The following is an 18,378-nucleotide window of genomic DNA, read 5'->3' as shown; positions in this document are numbered from 1 at the left end:
CTGGGGTGAATTCCCATGTGCCAACGAAGTGAGCATCCGCTCCATTAATGGTTTCAGAAGTCTTGTCGTATGACTTAAAGTTCCAAGTGCCTTCTGCCGTCTTAACTTCCGTTTTACTTGGTTGAGTCGGAGTCGCTTGACTACCATCTTTCAAGTTTGTTTGGTCTGCTGGAAGCAAGTCTTTCACTTCTTGTGGAAGCTCTTTGCCTGGAGTTCCACTGACAAACTCGTGAGTAGCTTTGTAGGTTGGCGCCGGGATGAATTCCCAGGTTCCTACAAACTTAACATCCGCTCCATTGATGGTTTCTGAAGTCTTGTCATAGGACTTGAAGCTCCAAGTGCCTTCTGCCGTCTTAACTTCCGTTTTACTTGGTTGAGTCGGGGTTACTTGGCTTCCATTAGATAAATTCTTTTCTGTTGCTGGAAGCAGGTCTTTCACTTCTTGTGGAAGTTCTTTACCTGGAGTTCCACTCACAAACTCATGATGCTTTTCATAAAGAAGAGCAGTACTTACCTGATTAGAAGGAGCTGATAAATTATCAACATGCAATGTTACAGTGTTGTCAATTTTTTCAGAACCTTTTTCTTCTACCTTTTTGTTTGTAGCTGTTTTATAGGTAATAATGATATCCGACGAAGAGTTCCCTTTTAGGTATTCAGGTGTCATTTTAACGGTAACTGTTTGACCTGTCTTTTCAATCGTATAATCACGACCTTCTTGCAGAGTTACTCCACCTGATTCAACTTTAAGTTCTTTATAGTCTAAGCGCTCATCAAATTTTTGGACCATTTCAATAGATGAAGGAGCAGCTAAAATATCCTTACCTGGAACCGGAACTTTAAAAGTAGCTTTATAGGTTACATCTTGTCCGTCCTTGGCTGGAATCTCAGCTGGATCAACCTCAAGAACTGGCCGCGGATCAATCTTTTCAATATAAAGCCCAAATACCGCCGAGCAGGTTTCAGTTGATGAATAACCGAAATTCATACTGTTACTATTTGAACGAAGCGCTAAACCTGAAACGTTATTTTCATAGTAACTACCACCTGTTATTTGAGTGGCAATCCATGAAGTACGGTCACCTGCTTCTTCCTGTTGTAAGACATTGGCATTGTTCATTAATCGAAGATTTACATCATTCTGATAGTTTTTAACGTAGAATGTTTCCTTCAAATTATTTGCATCAATCGCATCAATATCAGTTGGTTTCATGACTAATTTTAAGTCAGTCTCTGTTCCATCTGCATAGCGAATTTCTGCCGTAACATCAGCATCAATCCAAAATGCCTTATTCATGATGTAATCATGATTCGCATCCACATAAGGGACATTCCCAATTTCAAATGCATTGCTTTCCCACAATTCTGAGATTGAGAAAAATTCAACAGTAGATTTTTGAGCGCTATTCATCTCAGATTCTGCTTGAGCAGTGTTTAGATAGTGCAGGGTTACTTTATTGAAATTTAGATAAGCATCTACTTGCTTACCATTAACGGTTCCAATATTTGTGAATTTTAGAGAAAGAGGATTTTCAAAAACTTGATCCTGTTTTTTACTTTTATCTACTTTGAGAGTAAAGTTCTCCATCTCACCTGGATAGGCACCACCACTTAGATATTCATAATGGGGATTTGATAAATGAAATTGATCAACAGACTGTGATTTGGATAAAACACTGACATTGTTGATATTCAAATTAAACTTACGAATATCCAAGGTAGAGATATCCGTTCCATTTTTAATCTCTTCTAACGCAGCATAAGACTGAATTGGAAGAAGAAAAATAGAAAAAAATAAAACGATTAGGCCTATAAACGCCTTCATTTTTTTACCAAAATTGGTAGTAAATCGCATCTTCATCCGACTTCTCCTTTTCATAATTTATCTCCAAATTAAAAATGATTAGTATTCAATCATTTTAAATAGACATATTCACCACATTCTATCACAAAAATATTGTAAATGAAAGTAGCATCAAGAAAATAATTACTATTTTTTGTTTTTCTATTCCTTCTCTCTATAATACATATATTAACAGTATTATCATCTTATAAAAACAAAAATTTCGCCTTTTATACCAGATTTTTTACTGCCCAATTTTCAATTTTGTTGCACACCTTATTGCGCCAGATTTTTTCAATACGTCTAACGCACAATTATATTTGGTAGTTTTTGGTCCTAATATTACGAATCAAATCAGACTAAAAATCGCAGAATAAAAAGCAGAAATAAATCTGCTCTTTTTCTTTATTCAGTTTTCTTATCTGTTACTTCTGAGGTGTCAGATTTGATAGGATTTGCCGGTTCATAAGCCCGAATAATCTGAGCCACCACTGGATGGCGGACTACATCTTTAGCCGAGAAATGCACAAAGTCAATCTGAGAAATATTTTTTAATTTTTCCTGGGCATCAATCAAACCAGATTTAACATTACGTGGTAGGTCAACCTGGCTAATATCTCCATTAACAATCATCTTAGATTGGAAGCCCAGCCGAGTTAGAAACATCTTCATCTGCATGATGGTCGTATTTTGCGCTTCATCTAGAATTACAAAAGCATCATCCAAAGTTCTCCCCCGCATATAGGCCAAAGGAGCAATTTCAATAATTTCTCTCTCCATAAGGCGCGTCGTCTGGTCCTTGCCCAAAATCTGATACAAGGCATCATAAACCGGACGCAGATAAGGATCTACCTTTTCCTTAAGGTCACCAGGCAGAAAGCCCAGACTCTCACCAGCCTCTACTGCTGGACGTGTCAGGATAATTCGCTTGACCTGCCCACGCTTGAGAGCTGTCACCGCCAAGGTCACCGCCAGAAAGGTTTTCCCTGTACCAGCTGGTCCTATCCCAAAGACAATATCATGATTCTTGACACTGTCCACATATATTTTTTGGCCGAGTGTCTTGACCCGAATTGGCTTACCATAACTATCCTTGATGATTTCTTCTTCATAAAGGGCAACAAACTTATCAATCTCGTCATTTTTGACCATGGTAATGGCTGTGACCACATCGGGCGTTCCGATGGTCATACCACGATTGACCAAGACCAAGAGAGATTGAATCACTTGTCTAGCCTCTTCACAAGCAGTCTCTTCTCCCAATACCTGCACAATTTCAGTACGGGCATGAATCGTCACCTTTAATTCCTGCTCCATCAGACGCAGATGTCGTTCATTAGATCCAAAAAGGTGGAATGAATCATCTGGATGGCTCAACTTAATTTCTACTGAATGTTCCTGCAAACAAAGAACCTCTCTCATTTATTTTTTAATGAATTACCTTTATTATATCAAAGCAAGCAAAAAAAGACTATTTGGAACCTTTCTCTAATGTGCTTGATATTCCTCCCAAATTGCATCAAAGTCACCTAGATTAAAAGGAAAACTAGCATGCTCTTCCAAGAATCGACTGACCTCATCAAAATCGTCAGTGTGCTTGGGAAAAGCCGTATCCTGAAAAGCTAAATCAGCTAAAATCGCCTTTGGTTCATTGCTCTTTGGATTGCGCTCAGTCATGAGCCAACTATAAAATGATTTTCTCACTTGATTCCTTTCTGTCACAATTCTATAGAATTGCACATACTTTAAATATTACAGTCTATTATATCAAATAAATCAAAAACAGAAAGCCTAAGCCTCCTGTTTTCTAACTATTATTTTCCAAGGTAGTATTCTTTTACCACGTTCAATTTTTCGTCGAATTCAAATACCAATGGTGGGAAGTTAGGAATTTCCACACCCATGATTTCGTCATCTGACAATTGTTTGATGTGTTTTACAAGGGCACGGATAGAGTTACCGTGAGCTCCTACGAATACGTTTTTACCATCTTTAAGAGCTGGAGCGATTTTGTCTTCCCAGAATGGAAGGGCACGTTCCAAAGTCACTTTCAAGTTTTCAGCATCTGGAATTACTGAGTCGTCAAGTGAAGCGTAACGACGGTCAGTGTGTGCTGAGTATTCGTCATCACGAGGCATTGCAGGTGGCAACACATCGTATGAACGACGCCAGATGTGAACTTGCTCATCACCAAATTGTTCAGCAGCTTCAGCCTTGTTTTTACCAGTCAAACCACCGTAGTGACGTTCGTTCAAGCGCCATGATTTTTCAACCGGAACCCACAATTGGTCAGCAGCTTCAAGAGCCAAGTTTGTTGTTTTGATCGCACGTTTCAATACTGAAGTGTATGCTTGGTCAAATCCGATACCAGCTTCTTTGATCAATTTACCAGCGTCAATCGCTTGTTGTGTTCCTTTTTCAGACAAATCAACATCAGCCCAACCAGTGAAAAGGTTAGCTTTGTTCCATTCAGACTCACCGTGGCGAGCAAAAACTAATTTTACCATTAGAAATTCTCCTTTAATTTTTGAAAACTGTCATACAGCTACCATTATATTTTACAAAATTTTTCCTTAAAAAGCTAGTCTCAGTAAGATATTTGTGATATTTTTAACCAGAATATTAGAGCTAGCAAAAAGGGAGAGCGATCCCAACTTTCCCTTTATTTTTAACTAGCTTCCTGCTGTCGGGCCACACAATCTGGGCAGATACCATAGACCACCATTTGACTCTTAGTGATCTGATATCCCGTCTGATCTGCCGCTTCTTGCTGAACATCTGGTAAATCTAAATCCATATCAGCAATCCGACCGCATTTTTCACAGATAACATTAAGGTGCTGATGACCCATAAAATCGTAATAAGTTGTAGTATCATTCCGGACCTTAAGCTCGGAAACAAATCCCTCATCAATGAGAACCTTGAGATTATTGTAAACTGTTGCCAGGCTCATATTTGGAAATGCAGGCAGTAGAGCCTGATAAATCATATCAGCACTGGGATGATCATGGCTTTGGATAATAAAATCAATCACAGCCTTTCGAGTCTCTGTAATACGAACTCCTTTTTCTCTCAAATGGTTTAGTACATCTTGATAGTACTCTTTATTCTGGTCCAGATGGTGCTTATGTTCTTTCATATTCTTCTTCCCTATTCTTACTAGCTACCTACATTATATCACGTATAAGCAATCTTGACTATTAAGAATGATTGTAAATAAGAATTTTTATCAATAGATTTTTTACTCTCTATCATTAATCTGACTTGGAATAATTTTATTAAATCATTTAATTGCAAAACGGCATTGAAAATAATTGAACATTAAAAATAGTTATCTTTCAGATTCTATGTCTATTATATAACTACTTACACATATCACTCAAAAATAGACGTACATATTGTTAAACTATTAAACAGATAATCTCCCCAACTTTGCCCCAAAGCAACAAAAAAGCCTATTGTACAACGTCAAAACGTTGATACAATAGGCTTTGAAAATCAAGATTATTTAACAGCGTCTTTAAGTGCTTTACCTGCTTTGAAAGCTGGAACTTTAGAAGCTGCGATTTTGATTTCTTTACCAGTTTGTGGGTTGCGACCTTTACGAGCTGCACGTTCACGAACTTCGAAGTTACCAAAACCGATCAATTGAACTTTTTCACCTTTTGAAAGGTATTCAGTTACAGCTGCAAATACTGCATCAACAGCTGCTGCTGAGTCTTTTTTAGTCAATTCTGTAGCTGCTGCTACTTTTGCAATCAAATCTTGTTTGTTAGCCATTTAACAAATCCTCCAAAAATTTTATCGGGTAATGAATACCCTAACATGTACTATCATAACTTAAAAACGTTTTTAGGTCAAGCCTAAAACAACGTTTTTACAATTTTTCTAGGCTGATTTCCTTTGATTTTTCTTATTTAATACTTAGCGGTATCGAATTAAAATTGCCCAAGCATTTTCGCCAGTATGCGTTTGAATAATCGACCCAGTTTCGAGTACAGAAATTGATTTTTCAACAAACTTTTGCAATCTTTCTTTCATTTCTGTAGCATAAGCAGGAGTTCCTGCATAGGAAATGCCAATTTCTTCTATATCTACATTCGTCAACTTATCCTCCAGCTCATTCAACCATTTTTTAAAGGTTTTATCCCCTCGGCCTTTTACAATTGTTTGGAGCTGGTGATTTTTCATTTGCATCACTACTCGGATATTAAGCAATGAGCTGATTAAGCCAGTCACCCGACCGATTCGCCCACCCTTAACCAAGTTCTCAAGAGTCGAAACACCAATATAAAGTTCGGATTTTTCTTTTACTTCTTCTATTCTTTGTAAAATCTCATCCAACTCAGCACCATCTTTAGCTAGTTTAGCAGCCTCTACCACCTGAAATTTAAGAGCCTGATCTGTAAAAGAGCTATCAATAATGGTCACATCTGCATTAGCTAGAGTAGCACCCTGCCTTGCTGCTTCAATAGTACCAGACAAAGCATGTGACATATGAATAGCTATGATATGATCAGCTGTTTCTGCCAGTGCTTCAAACACTTCAGCAAAGACTCCCACCGGAGGCTGACTCGTTTTTGGTAAATTCTTACTTTCCTTCATCAGGCGTAAAAATTCACCCTCTTTTAAATCCGAATCTGAATAAACTACACCGTCAACCATGACAGAGAGCGGAACAATTGTAATATCTAACTCTTTTACAACTTCTGGTTCAATCGTGATGGAAGAATCGGTTACAATTTTTATTTTTGCCATTTTTTCCCTACTTATTGCATTTATTGTTTTTATTATATCAAAATAATTTCATTTTTGGAATGGCTAACCTTCTGAAGAACATTGGTCATTTCTTATAAAGTGATGCTCTTTAATCCCCGAATCATCCAAAAGTAGTCCGTGCAAGACACCACCATAGACAGCACCGCCATCCATACCAATTTTCCCATCTGATGTCTGCCAAAGTTGGCTGATTCCAGGTTTTTCATGGAAAAGATAGAAAGTTGGTGTATGGCCAAAGACTATCGTCTTCCCTGTACGATTGTCTCCTTCATGGAAAGGAGCTCGAATCCAGACTTTTTGATAGTCTGAAGTATCATGCCAATCATCCAAGTCTAATTCAATTCCAGCATGAACAAAAATATATTTATCTGTCTCCAGCACAAAAGGCATTTTACGGATAAATTCAACTAAATCTGGTGCCTTTTCTAAAACAGCTTGCGCATCCAATACTGCGTCAACAGGAGCATCCAAAGGCCGTCCCAAAATAGAATTAATAGTTGTATCCCCACCATTTCGGCGGTAATGGTCATAAGACTTAGCTGGATTATCCAACCAAGTCAGAAACATAAACTCATGATTTCCTGATAAGCAAATCGCTCCTTGCTGATTTACCAAGTCTCTAACTTTCTCTAAAACAGCTCGGCTATTTTCCCCACGATCAATCAAATCACCTAAAAAGACCAGCTGAGAATGACCATCCCACTTTTGCAATAAGTCATTTAGCATGTCATACTTGCCATGAACATCCCCAATAACAAAGTAATCAGTCATCTTTCTCCCCCTCTTGATCAAAAGTACTTCTGCAAGCCTATTTCTTTAATAATTCACGCGCCTGGCTCAAAGCGGCTTCTGTTACATTTTCACCAGCTAACATCTTAGCAATTTCTTCCACTCGCTCATCGAAGTCCAAGAGACGAACAGTTGAAACAGTAGAATTTTCATCAGAAATTTTTTCAATAAAGAATTGGTTGTCTGCAATGGCAATGACTTGTGGCAGATGAGAGATTGCTAAAACCTGACCATTACTGCCAATCTTATGGATTTTTTGTGCAATAGCTTGAGCTACACGACCCGAAACTCCTGTATCAACTTCGTCAAAGACTATACTAGTCTTTCCTTCTTTCCGAGAAAAAGCTGATTTAATTGCAAGCATTAGACGAGATAATTCCCCACCTGATGCAACCTTAACTAAAGGCTTAAAGTTTTCTCCAGGATTAGTTGAAATATAAAACTCCACTTGCTCATTACCTTCACGGTTAAACTTGCTCTTGTTAAATTGAACTTGAAAATTCGCTTTTTCCATATAGAGATCTTGCAGTTCCTGCTTAATTTCCGACTCAAGTTGTTTAGCTAAAGTATGCCTTGCTTGGCTAAGCTGTCCAGCCAAATTCACCAACTGCTTTTCTAACTCTTTAAGTTCTGCCTCTAAATCTTCAGAAGATGAATGACTACCTGTCAGTAGCTGGTACTCTTTCGAAATTTGCGAAAAATATTCTAGAACATCATCTACTTGGCCACCATATTTTCGAGTGATACTGTTAATCAAATCTAAACGACTTTCAACCTGCATCAAGCGGTTGCCATCAAAATCTAGGCCATCTAAGATATCCTCCAACCGTTTAGTCACATCTTCCAGAACGTAATAGGTCTCAGAAAGACTCGAAGATAATTCCTTATATATTGGGTCATATTCTTCAATAGACTCCATATCGTTCATAGCTGAACGCACATTAGCCAAACTAGAAAAATCCTCGTTATCCAACATAGCGTATGCATTGGTCAAGGTATCAGCAATCAGCTTGTGATTGAGTAAGCGATCACGTTCTTGGTGGAGAGCTTTGTCTTCACCAGTTTTCAAGGAAGCACTATCAATTTCAGCCATCTGAAATTCTAGCATTTCAATGCGAGCCTTATGCTCCTCTTGATTTTTATGCAAGGTCAGAACCTGTTTGCGAAGCTGACGATAGTGATCAAAGGTTTCTTGATAGAAAGCTTTCAAGGCAACGAAATCCTCATCTCCAAACTCATCCAACATGGCTATATGAAGCTGAGGACGCATTAATTCTTCCTGATCGTGTTGACCATGAATATCTACTAAATGTTGACCAATAGCCTTCAAAACTGATAGATTAACTAACTGTCCATTAACCCGGCTGACGCTACGGCCATTTTGCAGAATTTCTCGGCGGATAATAAGCTCATCAGTCAATTCCAAGCCCTGCTCTTCAAAAATTGCTTCTATAGCTGAGCTATTCTCCAATGAAAACAATCCTTCAATTTCTGCCTTAGTAGCTCCATGACGAATAACATCTGTAGTAGCACGGCTACCCAGCATCATATTCATAGCATCGATAATGATAGACTTTCCTGCCCCAGTTTCGCCGGTCAGGACTGTCATCCCTTGGTCAAAATGAAGAGAGATTTCTTCAATAATAGCAAAGTTTTTTATAGAAATTTCTAATAACATGGCTTTCCTACCAATTCTCGATAACGTCTAAAATTCTTGAAATGTCTTCTTTATCTTTAAGAATCATCAAAATACTATCATCATCTGTGATAATGCTAAATATTTTTTCTGAGAATGCTTCAGTGATTTGTCTTTTAATGACAGCCGTACTTCCAGGAACCAAGTTCAGATTAATCATATTTCCTAAGGTGCTAGCTTCTAGAATTGTATTCTCAGCTAACTTTAAACTACTGCTCATCGACTTGGGAATTTCATAAATATAGGTGTTGTTCTTCAGTGGAGTTTTTACAATCCCTAATTCCTTGATATCTCTAGAAACCGTCGCCTGTGTTGCCTTAATTCCTGACTGTCTTAAATAAGTAACAATCTCCTCCTGCGTACCAATCTCAAAATCATTGACAAATCGTCTAATCTTTTCTAGTCTTTCTTTTTTATTCATCCTTAAATTCCTTATGCGCTGCCTCAACCACTGGACCGACTAAGTCTGCTACTAGATTTTGGGGTTGAGCTTCTTTTTTTAAATGAGCCAAAAATTCAACATTTCCGTGTCCCCCTTGAATAGGAGAGTAATCCAAGCCTTTGACAGAAAAACCAAGTTCTACCATAAAGGAAGTGACCTTTTCTAAGACCGCTACATGGACTTTTTTATCTTTGATGATGCCGTTCTTGCCAATCTGTTCTCGACCGGCTTCAAACTGTGGTTTTATCAAGGCAACAACCTGCCCTTCTTCCGCCAGAATTTCCTTCAAGGCAGGTAAAATCAAACTCAGAGAGATAAAACTGACATCAATGCTAGCAAACTGCGGTATTTGTTCAAAATCAGCTACTGAAGCATAGCGAAAATTATACTGTTCCATGCTGATGACGCGCTGATCCTGTCTAAGTTTCCAAGCTAATTGGTTAGTGCCGACATCAACAGCGTAGACGAGACTTGCACCGTTTTGCAACATAACATCAGTAAAGCCACCAGTCGAAGCACCAATATCTAGCGTTACCTTATCTTTCACTGAAATTCCAAAAACTTGCAAGGCCTTTTCTAATTTTAGTCCACCACGGCTGACAAACTTCAATTTTTCACCTTTAAGTTTTAGTTCAGTTGTATCATCAATCTTTTCACCTGGCTTATCGAAGCGCTGACCGTTGATAACTGACACAACTAGGCCAGCCATAACCCCCCGTTTTGCCTGCTCTCTAGTTTCAAAAAGTCCTTGTTTAAAAGCTAGAACGTCTACTCTTTCCTTAGTCATATAATCTCAAACTTTCTATGATTTTCGTGAGGCTTTCTCCTGAGAAGGGGCGATTCTGAGCGATCTCCTTCAGTAAATTTTGAGCCTGATCTAAAGCTTGATCCAAAATTTCTTTTGCCTTTTCTAACCCCAAAAGAGCTGGATAGGTAGACTTAGCTGCAGCCAAGTCTTTTTGCGGTGTTTTACCCAATTCTTCAAAACTCGCCGTCACATCTAAAATATCATCTCGAACCTGAAATGCTAAACCAATCAACTCACCAATCTGGCGAAGTTTAGCTTGGACTCCTTCATCAACCTGCACTAGCAATCCTGCTGCTACAAAAGGAAAGGCTAAGAGCTTGCCCGTTTTGTGAGCATGAATAGCCTGAAGTTCTTCCAAATCAAGCTGACAGCCTTCCCCTTCCATATCGAGAGCTTGCCCCCCAACCATGCCGAAGGTCCCAGCTGCTTGCGATAGTTCCATAATCAAATTCACCTTAACCTGGCTTGGTAACTCTGCTACAGCTATCAAGCCGTAAGGATCTAAAAAGAGAGAATCTCCTGCTAATATAGCCATGGCTTCGCCAAATTTTTTATGATTAGTCAAACGCCCACGCCGATAGTCATCATCATCCATTGCTGGTAAATCATCATGAATGAGACTTCCAGTATGAATCATTTCCAAAGCGGAAGCAACTTGAAAATGTGCAGACTGAAGAGGCAAACCAAATGCCTCAACCAGCTCTAATAATAGCAAAGGCCGAATCCGCTTACCACCTGCTTGAACAGAGTAGAGAATGGATTCTACCAAGGAATCTGACACTGCTTTCTTACTATAATAGTCAATGATCGTCTGGTCTATCTGTCTTATTTTTTCTTCCTGGTTCATTCCATTTCCGTTTCTGTACCATCTTCTTGCATGACCTTAACCAAAGTCTTTTCTGCCTTGTCCAGACTAGCCTGGAGTTCCTTTGAAAGCTTCATTCCCTTTTGAAATTCCGCAATCGCCTCTTCCAGGGCTACATCACCATTTTCCAGCTTTTGGACAATGACTTCCAAGTCTGCTAAGTTTTCTTCAAATTTCTTTTCTTTGGACATGTTTCACCTCTACTTCCAGCTGTCCATCCCGCATGAGCAGGGTCAGCTCATCTTTTTCTTCAATGCCTGCACTTGACTCGATAACCTTTTGATTCTTTTGGACAATGGCATAGCCACGCGCCACGATTCGACTGGTATCCAGCATAAGCAGGGCCTCAGACAATCTCCTGACTTGTGCTACCTTGTTATCATAAATGACCGCCATGTTGCTGCGCAGCAAACGCTCCAGCTGGGCAGTCTGCTCTTGAAAACGCTGAACGCGACTGAGCGGATTCAATACTTCTAAACGATGCCGCAAGATTTTGACCCGCTGTTGCTCTTCACTATAATATTCGCGAATTTTTTGCTTTAGTCGCAGGTTGAGCTGGTCTAACTTCTGCAGATGACCATCGTAAAGCCGCTCTGGCTGACGGAAGATAACCGACTGGGTTAGCTTATTCAACCGCTCTCGATAATAGCTCAGGCGATTGGAAATCGCGCGTGACATGCGATTTTCCTGCTGCTGCAAATGTCCTAGCAGGTCTAGCTTAGTGACTGGTGTTGCTAGCTCAGCCGCTGCCGTTGGAGTCGCAGCCCTGCGATCTGCTACAAAGTCCGCCAAAGTCGTATCTGTCTCATGGCCGACACTAGAGATAACAGGAATCCGAGACTCAAAAATAGCCCGTACTGTTTCCTCTTCGTTGAAAGCCCAGAGATCTTCGATAGAACCGCCACCTCGACCAATAATCAGCACATCCAAATCCGACCGCTCATTGGCCAGTCTAATGTGGTCAGCAACCTGAGCTGCAGCCCCATCCCCCTGCACCTTGGTAGGATAAAGGACAATCTCCACTCCCGGAAAGCGACGGCTGACCGTCGTGATAATATCTCGGATGACCGCTCCGCTGGGACTGGTTACGACGCCGATTTTCTTAGGAAATTGTGGCAAGGCTTGCTTGAATTTGTCTTGAAAAAGACCTTCTTCTCCAAGTTTTTTCTTGAGCTGTTCAAACTGGATAGCCAAAGCTCCGATACCATCCGGCTCTGCCTTTTCGATGATAATAGAATAGGAACCGCTCGGCTCATAGAGCTGTACCCGGCCAATGACATTGATTTTCATGCCTTCTTCCAGCTCAAAGCCCAACTTCTGGTAGACACCAGACCAAATCGTGACCTGAATGACGGCCTTTTCATCTTTCAATGAGAAATACTGATGATTGGGACGCCGGCGGAAATTGGACACCTGACCAGTCAAGTAGACCCGCTCCAAATAAGGATCGCGCTCAAACTTCATCTTCAGATACTTGGTCAAGGTCGAAACCGACAAATATTCTGGCATGTCCTTTTCCTTTCTTATCTAGTTTTCACATAACATTTATTATAACAAAAAACTGCATAAAAAACCGATTTCAAAACTTAAAAATGCCTTGAAAAGCAAGAAAAAACTGGGCACCTCAAAATGGAACCCAGCATACAAAAAAACTAAGAAACAGTCTACTGACTCATCTTCTTCATCCACCTTGGAATGGCTCTACTGATTGACGTTGGTAGGACGACATAAGCTTCCTGACTCAATTCATCCGCGATAAGGGAGTGAAGAAGGGTTGCAGCCGCCACTCGCTCAAAGAGACTGCTTGACTTGAACTGACCCGCAAATGCGGCAATCATACCTGCCAGCGTGTCCCCCATGCCACCAGTTGCCTGATAAGGTCCGCCTACTGACAGCTCAAAAACCTGCTCCTGCCCACTTTGATAGATGGTTGTCCTATGCTTTTTCTGCACGACTATACTACCCAGAGGCAACTGATTGACCGCCGCCTGATTAGCTGCCGCTGTTTGATCTGACAAGCTCAAACCCGATAAGCCTTCCCACTCCTTTTGATGAGGGGTAAAAACTGTTTGGGTTTTTGGGAATGGCAAAGCTCCTTTGCTAAAGAGTGAAATGGCGCCACCATCCATGATGAGAATCTGCTGCTCTGTCACAGTCTGAACGACCTTTTGTAAGATGTTTAGGCCTAGTTGATTCTCCGCCAAGCCCGGACCAATCAAGACCACATCTGATTTGATCAGCTGCTCTGTCAATCGGTCTTGCTCCTCTAGGTCAAAGGCCATGGCCTCCGGTAAATGACTGTGCAGAGGGGCGATATTGTCTTTATCTGTAGCAACAGTCACCAGACCTGCTCCGCTATTGACCGCCGCTAAAGCTGCCATGATAATGGCACCCCCATAAGGATAGGTCCCCCCAATCAGCAAGAGACGACCGTAATCGCCCTTGTGGCTATCCAAGGGACGTTTCCAAATGACTTTTTTTAAAATATTTTCAGCATTTTTTGACATGATATTCTCCTAGACCAACTTCATCCTGTACTGGTCTCAAGATGACCAAACCTATCTTCATTATACACCAAAAGGCACCTAAACAGGTGCCTCGTATCGCTAGAAAGTTATTTTTCTCGGAAATCTGCAAATTTTTGTAATATTCTTGCTGCGACTGCCTTGGGTAAATTTTCCTGAAAAGCAACCTGCTCATCAGCATAATCGCTCAAGCCTGGGAAATCCCCAACCTGCACAGCGTAGAGAGAATTCTTAAAGAGCTGGATATCATTTTGATCATTACCAAAAGCCACATAATCCGAACCGCATAATTCCTTTACAGTTGAGGCTTTATTGGTTTCAGCTGGATTTATATAAAAACATTTCTCATGTTCATGATAATCTAGACTTAGATTGGGCAAATTTCCAAGACGTACTTTTAAATCCTCTAAGAGTTGCTCATGACTCCCCATGTAAATAACAACCTTAATAGGATGCTGGAGGTCAATCAGTTCCAACCGTCTTGCCCGCTTGAGAGGATCTACACTGGAAATAAAAGGGATTTTTTCTAAAATCTGGCCACTGTAGTCAAAAGTATTATCGACGAAAAAAGGCAAATTATAGGTCAAACAAGTATCTAAAATGGCTTGATAACTTGACTGATGCAGCTGACGCTCAAAAATCAGCTGTCCATCTTGATAAGCAACTCCGCCGTTCAGACCGATCACTATCTGCTGGCTCAATTCCGGATCTAATAGCCCCAGACAATCCCGATAGGAGCGCGCCGAAGCAAACAGAACCTCATGCCCAAACTGAGGCGCCATCAGAAGGACCTGTTTAATCTCTTCATCAATCGTCATATAATCGAAAGACAAGGTCCCATCCAAGTCAAAAACAAATTTCATGATTCAAGACTCCGTTTAAAGGCCTGGTAGGTCTGCTCCATCAGCATGGTAATGGTCATAGGCCCAACACCTCCAGGTACAGGAGTAATCAAACTAGCAATTTCAGCCACTTCATCAAACTTAACATCGCCAATTAGCTTGCCGTTCTCATCTCGATTCATACCGACATCAATGACAACAGCCCCTTCCTTGACAAAGTCCTTGGTTACAAAATGTCCACGACCGATAGCCACTACCAAGATGTCCGCTCGCTTAGCAAGCTTGGCTAGATTGTGGGTTCGAGAATGTGTCAGAGTCACTGTTGCATTCTTAGCCAAAAGGAGCTGAGCCATAGGCTTACCGACAATATTGCTTCGCCCGATAACAACCGCTCGCTTACCTTCCAGTTCAACACCGTATTCATGGAACATTTCCATAATGCCTGCTGGAGTAGCCGGAATCATAACCGGATGGCCACTCCATAGCTTGCCCATATTAAGCGGATGGAAGCCATCTACGTCCTTATCTGGATCAATGGCCAGCAGTACCGCTTCATCATCAATATGATCTGGCAAGGGCAACTGAACTAAAATTCCATGCCAATCAGGATTTTGATTATAAGTTTCAATTAAACTCAACAACTCTTCCTGACTGGTCTCTGCTGGCAGACGATCTACCTTACTCCGAAATCCAGCTGCCAAGGCTGAGCGTTCTTTATTACGTACATAAATTTGACTAGCAGGATTATTCCCCACTAGAATCACTACCAAACCAGGTGTTTGTCCTGTTTTCTCTTTTAACTTAGCAGTTTTTTGGGCTAACTTCCCTTGTAACTTTGCGGCCAATGCCTTCCCATCAATTAACTCAGCCATCTCTCTCCCCCTCTTCTTATCACTGTGCCTTCTATTATATCAAAAAACGACTTGATCCCCCTATACATTTTCCTTATACCAGACTATAGTTTAATCTTTTGGCTAAAAGAAAAAGCACCTCATGTGTGCTTCTTAGTATAACAATTCATAGATTTCCATCGCAATCAAGTCAATGCTATCAAAAGTAAAGGTTTCACGAGCTGCAACATCACGGAGTGTGAAGACAGATCCATTTTCCTCATCATAACTATAAGCGACTTCAGCAACAACAACGCCATCACGTTCGAAGTTGCGCTTTAGACTACCACCATCGCTTGCCATACTTTCTAATCGATTAATAATTCTAACTAAATGTGATTCCATTTTTAGTACTCCTATTTGCTTTATCGTTTCTATTTTACCATAAATAGAAAGTGAACACCTAATAAAAGTTTAAAATTTTGTGATTTTTTAACGAAATTTGTTTGACAAAACCAAATAATTTGAAAAATAGATACTGATTTTGACTCTTTATTCTTGCAAAGATAGAGAATACTGATATAATGAGATTATAAAGTTTGACTATTTTTGACCAAATAATTTTTCTTTATAATTTACCAAGAAAGAGGTAAAAATATGCTTTGTCAAAACTGTAAAATCAATGAATCTACCATTCATTTATACACTAATGTAAATGGTAAAAAACAACAAGTCGACCTCTGCCAAAATTGCTATCAGATTATGAAAACTGATCCAAACAACTCTCTTTTGAGTGGACTGACGAACATGAATAATCATAATATGGATCCTTTTGATGATTTCTTTAATCATCTGGGGAATTTCCAAGGACCAAAGGATTCTACACCTCCAACTCAGTCAGGTGGTAGTTACGGAGGGGGCAACTATGGTCCTGGTTCTAACAACCAACGTCCTCAGTCATCCTCCAATAAACCAAAAGGTCTTTTGGAAGAGTTTGGTATTAACGTTACAGAAATTGCTCGACGTGGTGATATTGATCCAGTGATTGGACGAGATGATGAAATTCGTCGTGTTATAGAAATTCTCAATCGCCGAACTAAGAATAATCCAGTCCTTATTGGCGAACCTGGTGTCGGGAAGACTGCTGTTGTAGAGGGCTTGGCTCAAAAAATAGTCGACGGTGATGTGCCTCAAAAATTGCAAGGAAAAGAGGTCATTCGACTTGATGTTGTCAGCCTTGTTCAAGGAACTGGTATTCGTGGACAGTTTGAAGAACGAATGCAAAAACTCATGGATGAGATTCGCAATCGCAATGATATCATTCTCTTTATTGATGAAATCCATGAAATTGTTGGAGCTGGCTCTGCGGGCGACGGTAATATGGATGCTGGAAATATTCTCAAACCTGCTCTTGCTCGAGGTGAACTTCAACTGGTTGGAGCTACTACTCTCAATGAATATCGTATCATTGAAAAAGATGCAGCTTTAGAAAGACGGATGCAACCAGTCAAGGTAGATGAACCAACCGTAGAAGAAACGATCACAATTCTAAAGGGAATTCAAAAGAAATACGAAGATTACCACCATGTTCGCTACACAGATGAAGCTATTGAAGCTGCTGCCATCCTATCCAATCGTTATATTCAGGACCGTTTCCTTCCCGATAAAGCTATTGATCTTTTGGATGAATCAGGATCTAAGATGAACCTAACCCTCAATTTTGTTGATCCAAAAGAAATTGACAGACGCTTGATAGAGGCTGAAAATCTGAAAACAAAGGCCACTCGCGATGAAGATTACGAAAAAGCAGCCTACTTCCGCGACCAAATTGCCAAATATAAGGAAATGCAAACTGCTAAAATAGATGAACAAGATACTCCTATCATCAGTGAGAAGGAGATCGAAGCTATTGTCGAGCAAAAAACAAATATTCCTGTTGGGGATTTGAAGGAAAAAGAGCAGTCTCAGCTTATTCATTTAGCCAGTGATTTGAAGTCTCATGTCATTGGGCAGGATGATGCTGTTGATAAGATTGCAAAAGCCATCCGTCGTAATCGTGTGGGATTAGGCAGTCCAAACCGGCCAATCGGAAGTTTCCTTTTTGTTGGACCGACAGGCGTTGGAAAAACTGAACTTTCCAAACAATTGGCCATCGAACTTTTTGGCTCGGCCGATAGCATGATTCGTTTTGATATGAGTGAATACATGGAAAAACATAGTGTTGCCAAACTTGTGGGAGCACCTCCAGGCTACGTTGGCTATGAAGAAGCAGGCCAGTTGACTGAACGTGTTCGTCGTAATCCATACTCACTCATTCTCTTAGATGAGGTGGAAAAAGCTCATCCAGATGTCATGCATATGTTCTTACAAGTCCTAGATGATGGACGTTTGACTGATGGTCAAGGCAGGACAGTCAGCTTCAAAGATACCATTATTATCATGACTTCCAATGCAGGAACTGGCAAAGTGGAAGCTAGCGTTGGCTTTGGTGCTGCTCGAGAAGGTCGGACAAATTCTGTCTTAGGTGAGTTAGGTAACTTCTTTAGTCCAGAATTCATGAATCGATTTGATGGTATCATTGAATTCAAGGCATTAAGCAAGGATAATCTCTTACAGATTGTGGATCTAATGCTGGAAGATGTTAATAATCGACTCGCTAGCAACGAAATTCATCTAGATGTAACAACTAAAGTCAAAGAAAAATTGGTTGATATGGGCTACGATCCTAAGATGGGGGCACGACCACTCCGTAGAACTATTCAGGATTATATCGAAGATGCTATTACGGACTACTACCTAGAACATCCGACAGATAAGGATTTAAAAGCAATTATGACTAGCAATGGCAAGATTATAATTAAGGGTAAACAAAAAGCTGAGCTTGATTAAACAACTGACATCAGCACTAGCTCGGATTGATGATAGAGAATTAAAAAACTCCAGTCTAATATTTTAGGCT

At 40.3% G+C, this 18,378-nt stretch carries 19 protein-coding genes; 1 reads left to right on the top strand and 18 read right to left on the bottom strand.

All coding sequences use genetic code 11. The annotated features are described in order from the left end of the window. The 18 genes from O3640_RS10520 to O3640_RS10435 all read right to left on the bottom strand — a co-directional run. Nucleotides 1–1,861 (bottom strand): Sgo0707 family adhesin (locus O3640_RS10520; protein ID WP_371586860.1); only part of this gene is annotated, 1,861 nt, incomplete at its 3' end. 387 nt (nucleotides 1,862–2,248) lie between these two features. Continuing rightward, complete coding sequence (locus O3640_RS10515; protein WP_125366926.1) at nucleotides 2,249–3,247, bottom strand: PhoH family protein; 999 nt, start codon at nucleotides 3,245–3,247, stop codon at nucleotides 2,249–2,251. A gap of 84 nt (nucleotides 3,248–3,331) precedes the next feature. After that, the gene (locus tag O3640_RS10510) at nucleotides 3,332–3,547 is read right to left on the bottom strand and encodes a YozE family protein (protein WP_045634687.1); all 216 of its coding nucleotides are present in this window, start codon (nucleotides 3,545–3,547) and stop codon (nucleotides 3,332–3,334) included. Nucleotides 3,548–3,657: 110 nt separating this feature from the next. Continuing rightward, nucleotides 3,658–4,350, bottom strand: coding sequence for a phosphoglycerate mutase (locus tag O3640_RS10505; protein ID WP_125366925.1), 693 nt, complete (start codon nucleotides 4,348–4,350; stop codon nucleotides 3,658–3,660). A 161-nt stretch (nucleotides 4,351–4,511) separates the two neighbouring features. Then, complete coding sequence (gene perR / locus O3640_RS10500; protein ID WP_082307102.1) at nucleotides 4,512–4,982, bottom strand: peroxide-responsive transcriptional repressor PerR; 471 nt, start codon at nucleotides 4,980–4,982, stop codon at nucleotides 4,512–4,514. Between the two features lie 365 nt (nucleotides 4,983–5,347). Continuing rightward, nucleotides 5,348–5,623 (bottom strand): HU family DNA-binding protein, encoded by a 276-nt coding sequence (locus O3640_RS10495; protein WP_008809079.1) that lies wholly within the window; start codon nucleotides 5,621–5,623, stop codon nucleotides 5,348–5,350. 144 nt (nucleotides 5,624–5,767) lie between these two features. Beyond that, nucleotides 5,768–6,601, bottom strand: coding sequence for a DegV family protein (locus tag O3640_RS10490; RefSeq protein ID WP_125366924.1), 834 nt, complete (start codon nucleotides 6,599–6,601; stop codon nucleotides 5,768–5,770). A gap of 63 nt (nucleotides 6,602–6,664) precedes the next feature. Next, complete coding sequence (locus O3640_RS10485) at nucleotides 6,665–7,393, bottom strand: metallophosphoesterase family protein (protein ID WP_060554037.1); 729 nt, start codon at nucleotides 7,391–7,393, stop codon at nucleotides 6,665–6,667. Nucleotides 7,394–7,430: 37 nt separating this feature from the next. Continuing rightward, nucleotides 7,431–9,089, bottom strand: coding sequence for a DNA repair protein RecN (gene recN / locus O3640_RS10480; RefSeq protein WP_227955327.1), 1,659 nt, complete (start codon nucleotides 9,087–9,089; stop codon nucleotides 7,431–7,433). 7 nt (nucleotides 9,090–9,096) lie between these two features. After that, nucleotides 9,097–9,528, bottom strand: coding sequence for an arginine repressor (locus O3640_RS10475; protein ID WP_125366922.1), 432 nt, complete (start codon nucleotides 9,526–9,528; stop codon nucleotides 9,097–9,099). Then, nucleotides 9,521–10,336, bottom strand: a complete 816-nt coding sequence (locus O3640_RS10470; RefSeq protein ID WP_125366921.1) for a TlyA family RNA methyltransferase — start codon at nucleotides 10,334–10,336, stop codon at nucleotides 9,521–9,523. The genes O3640_RS10475 and O3640_RS10470 overlap by 8 nt, the downstream gene beginning before the upstream one ends. Then, nucleotides 10,329–11,204: a polyprenyl synthetase family protein gene (locus O3640_RS10465; protein WP_125366920.1), complete on the bottom strand. Its 876-nt coding sequence runs from the start codon at nucleotides 11,202–11,204 to the stop codon at nucleotides 10,329–10,331. Before O3640_RS10465 ends, O3640_RS10470 begins: the two co-directional genes overlap by 8 nt. Next, a complete protein-coding gene (locus O3640_RS10460; RefSeq protein WP_008809086.1) occupies nucleotides 11,201–11,413 on the bottom strand; it encodes an exodeoxyribonuclease VII small subunit in 213 nt (70 codons plus the stop codon). The genes O3640_RS10465 and O3640_RS10460 overlap by 4 nt, the downstream gene beginning before the upstream one ends. After that, nucleotides 11,391–12,731, bottom strand: coding sequence for an exodeoxyribonuclease VII large subunit (xseA, locus tag O3640_RS10455; RefSeq protein ID WP_125366919.1), 1,341 nt, complete (start codon nucleotides 12,729–12,731; stop codon nucleotides 11,391–11,393). Before xseA ends, O3640_RS10460 begins: the two co-directional genes overlap by 23 nt. A 155-nt stretch (nucleotides 12,732–12,886) precedes the next feature. Next, complete coding sequence (locus O3640_RS10450; RefSeq protein WP_105165070.1) at nucleotides 12,887–13,729, bottom strand: NAD(P)H-hydrate dehydratase; 843 nt, start codon at nucleotides 13,727–13,729, stop codon at nucleotides 12,887–12,889. A 107-nt stretch (nucleotides 13,730–13,836) separates the two neighbouring features. Continuing rightward, nucleotides 13,837–14,610 carry an HAD hydrolase family protein gene (locus tag O3640_RS10445; RefSeq protein ID WP_195916549.1) on the bottom strand — a complete coding sequence of 258 codons (774 nt, stop codon included), beginning with the start codon at nucleotides 14,608–14,610 and terminating at the stop codon, nucleotides 13,837–13,839. Then, nucleotides 14,607–15,461 (bottom strand): bifunctional methylenetetrahydrofolate dehydrogenase/methenyltetrahydrofolate cyclohydrolase, encoded by an 855-nt coding sequence (locus O3640_RS10440; RefSeq protein ID WP_061583573.1) that lies wholly within the window; start codon nucleotides 15,459–15,461, stop codon nucleotides 14,607–14,609. Before O3640_RS10440 ends, O3640_RS10445 begins: the two co-directional genes overlap by 4 nt. Nucleotides 15,462–15,593: 132 nt before the next feature. Further along, entirely contained in the window at nucleotides 15,594–15,824 is a 231-nt protein-coding gene (locus O3640_RS10435) for a DUF1797 family protein (protein WP_008809091.1), read from the bottom strand. Between the two features lie 252 nt (nucleotides 15,825–16,076). Here O3640_RS10435 and O3640_RS10430 point away from each other — a divergent pair, with 252 nt between their 5' ends. Beyond that, nucleotides 16,077–18,308, top strand: coding sequence for an ATP-dependent Clp protease ATP-binding subunit (locus O3640_RS10430; RefSeq protein WP_125366917.1), 2,232 nt, complete (start codon nucleotides 16,077–16,079; stop codon nucleotides 18,306–18,308). Nucleotides 18,309–18,378 lie beyond the last annotated feature (70 nt).

Origin of the sequence: Streptococcus sp. 27098_8_75 (assembly GCF_041432475.1) — a bacterium.
Lineage (GTDB): Bacteria > Bacillota > Bacilli > Lactobacillales > Streptococcaceae > Streptococcus > Streptococcus gordonii.
The sequence above is the reverse complement of the archived record's forward strand: the minus strand, read 5'-3'. Positions and strand labels throughout refer to the sequence as shown.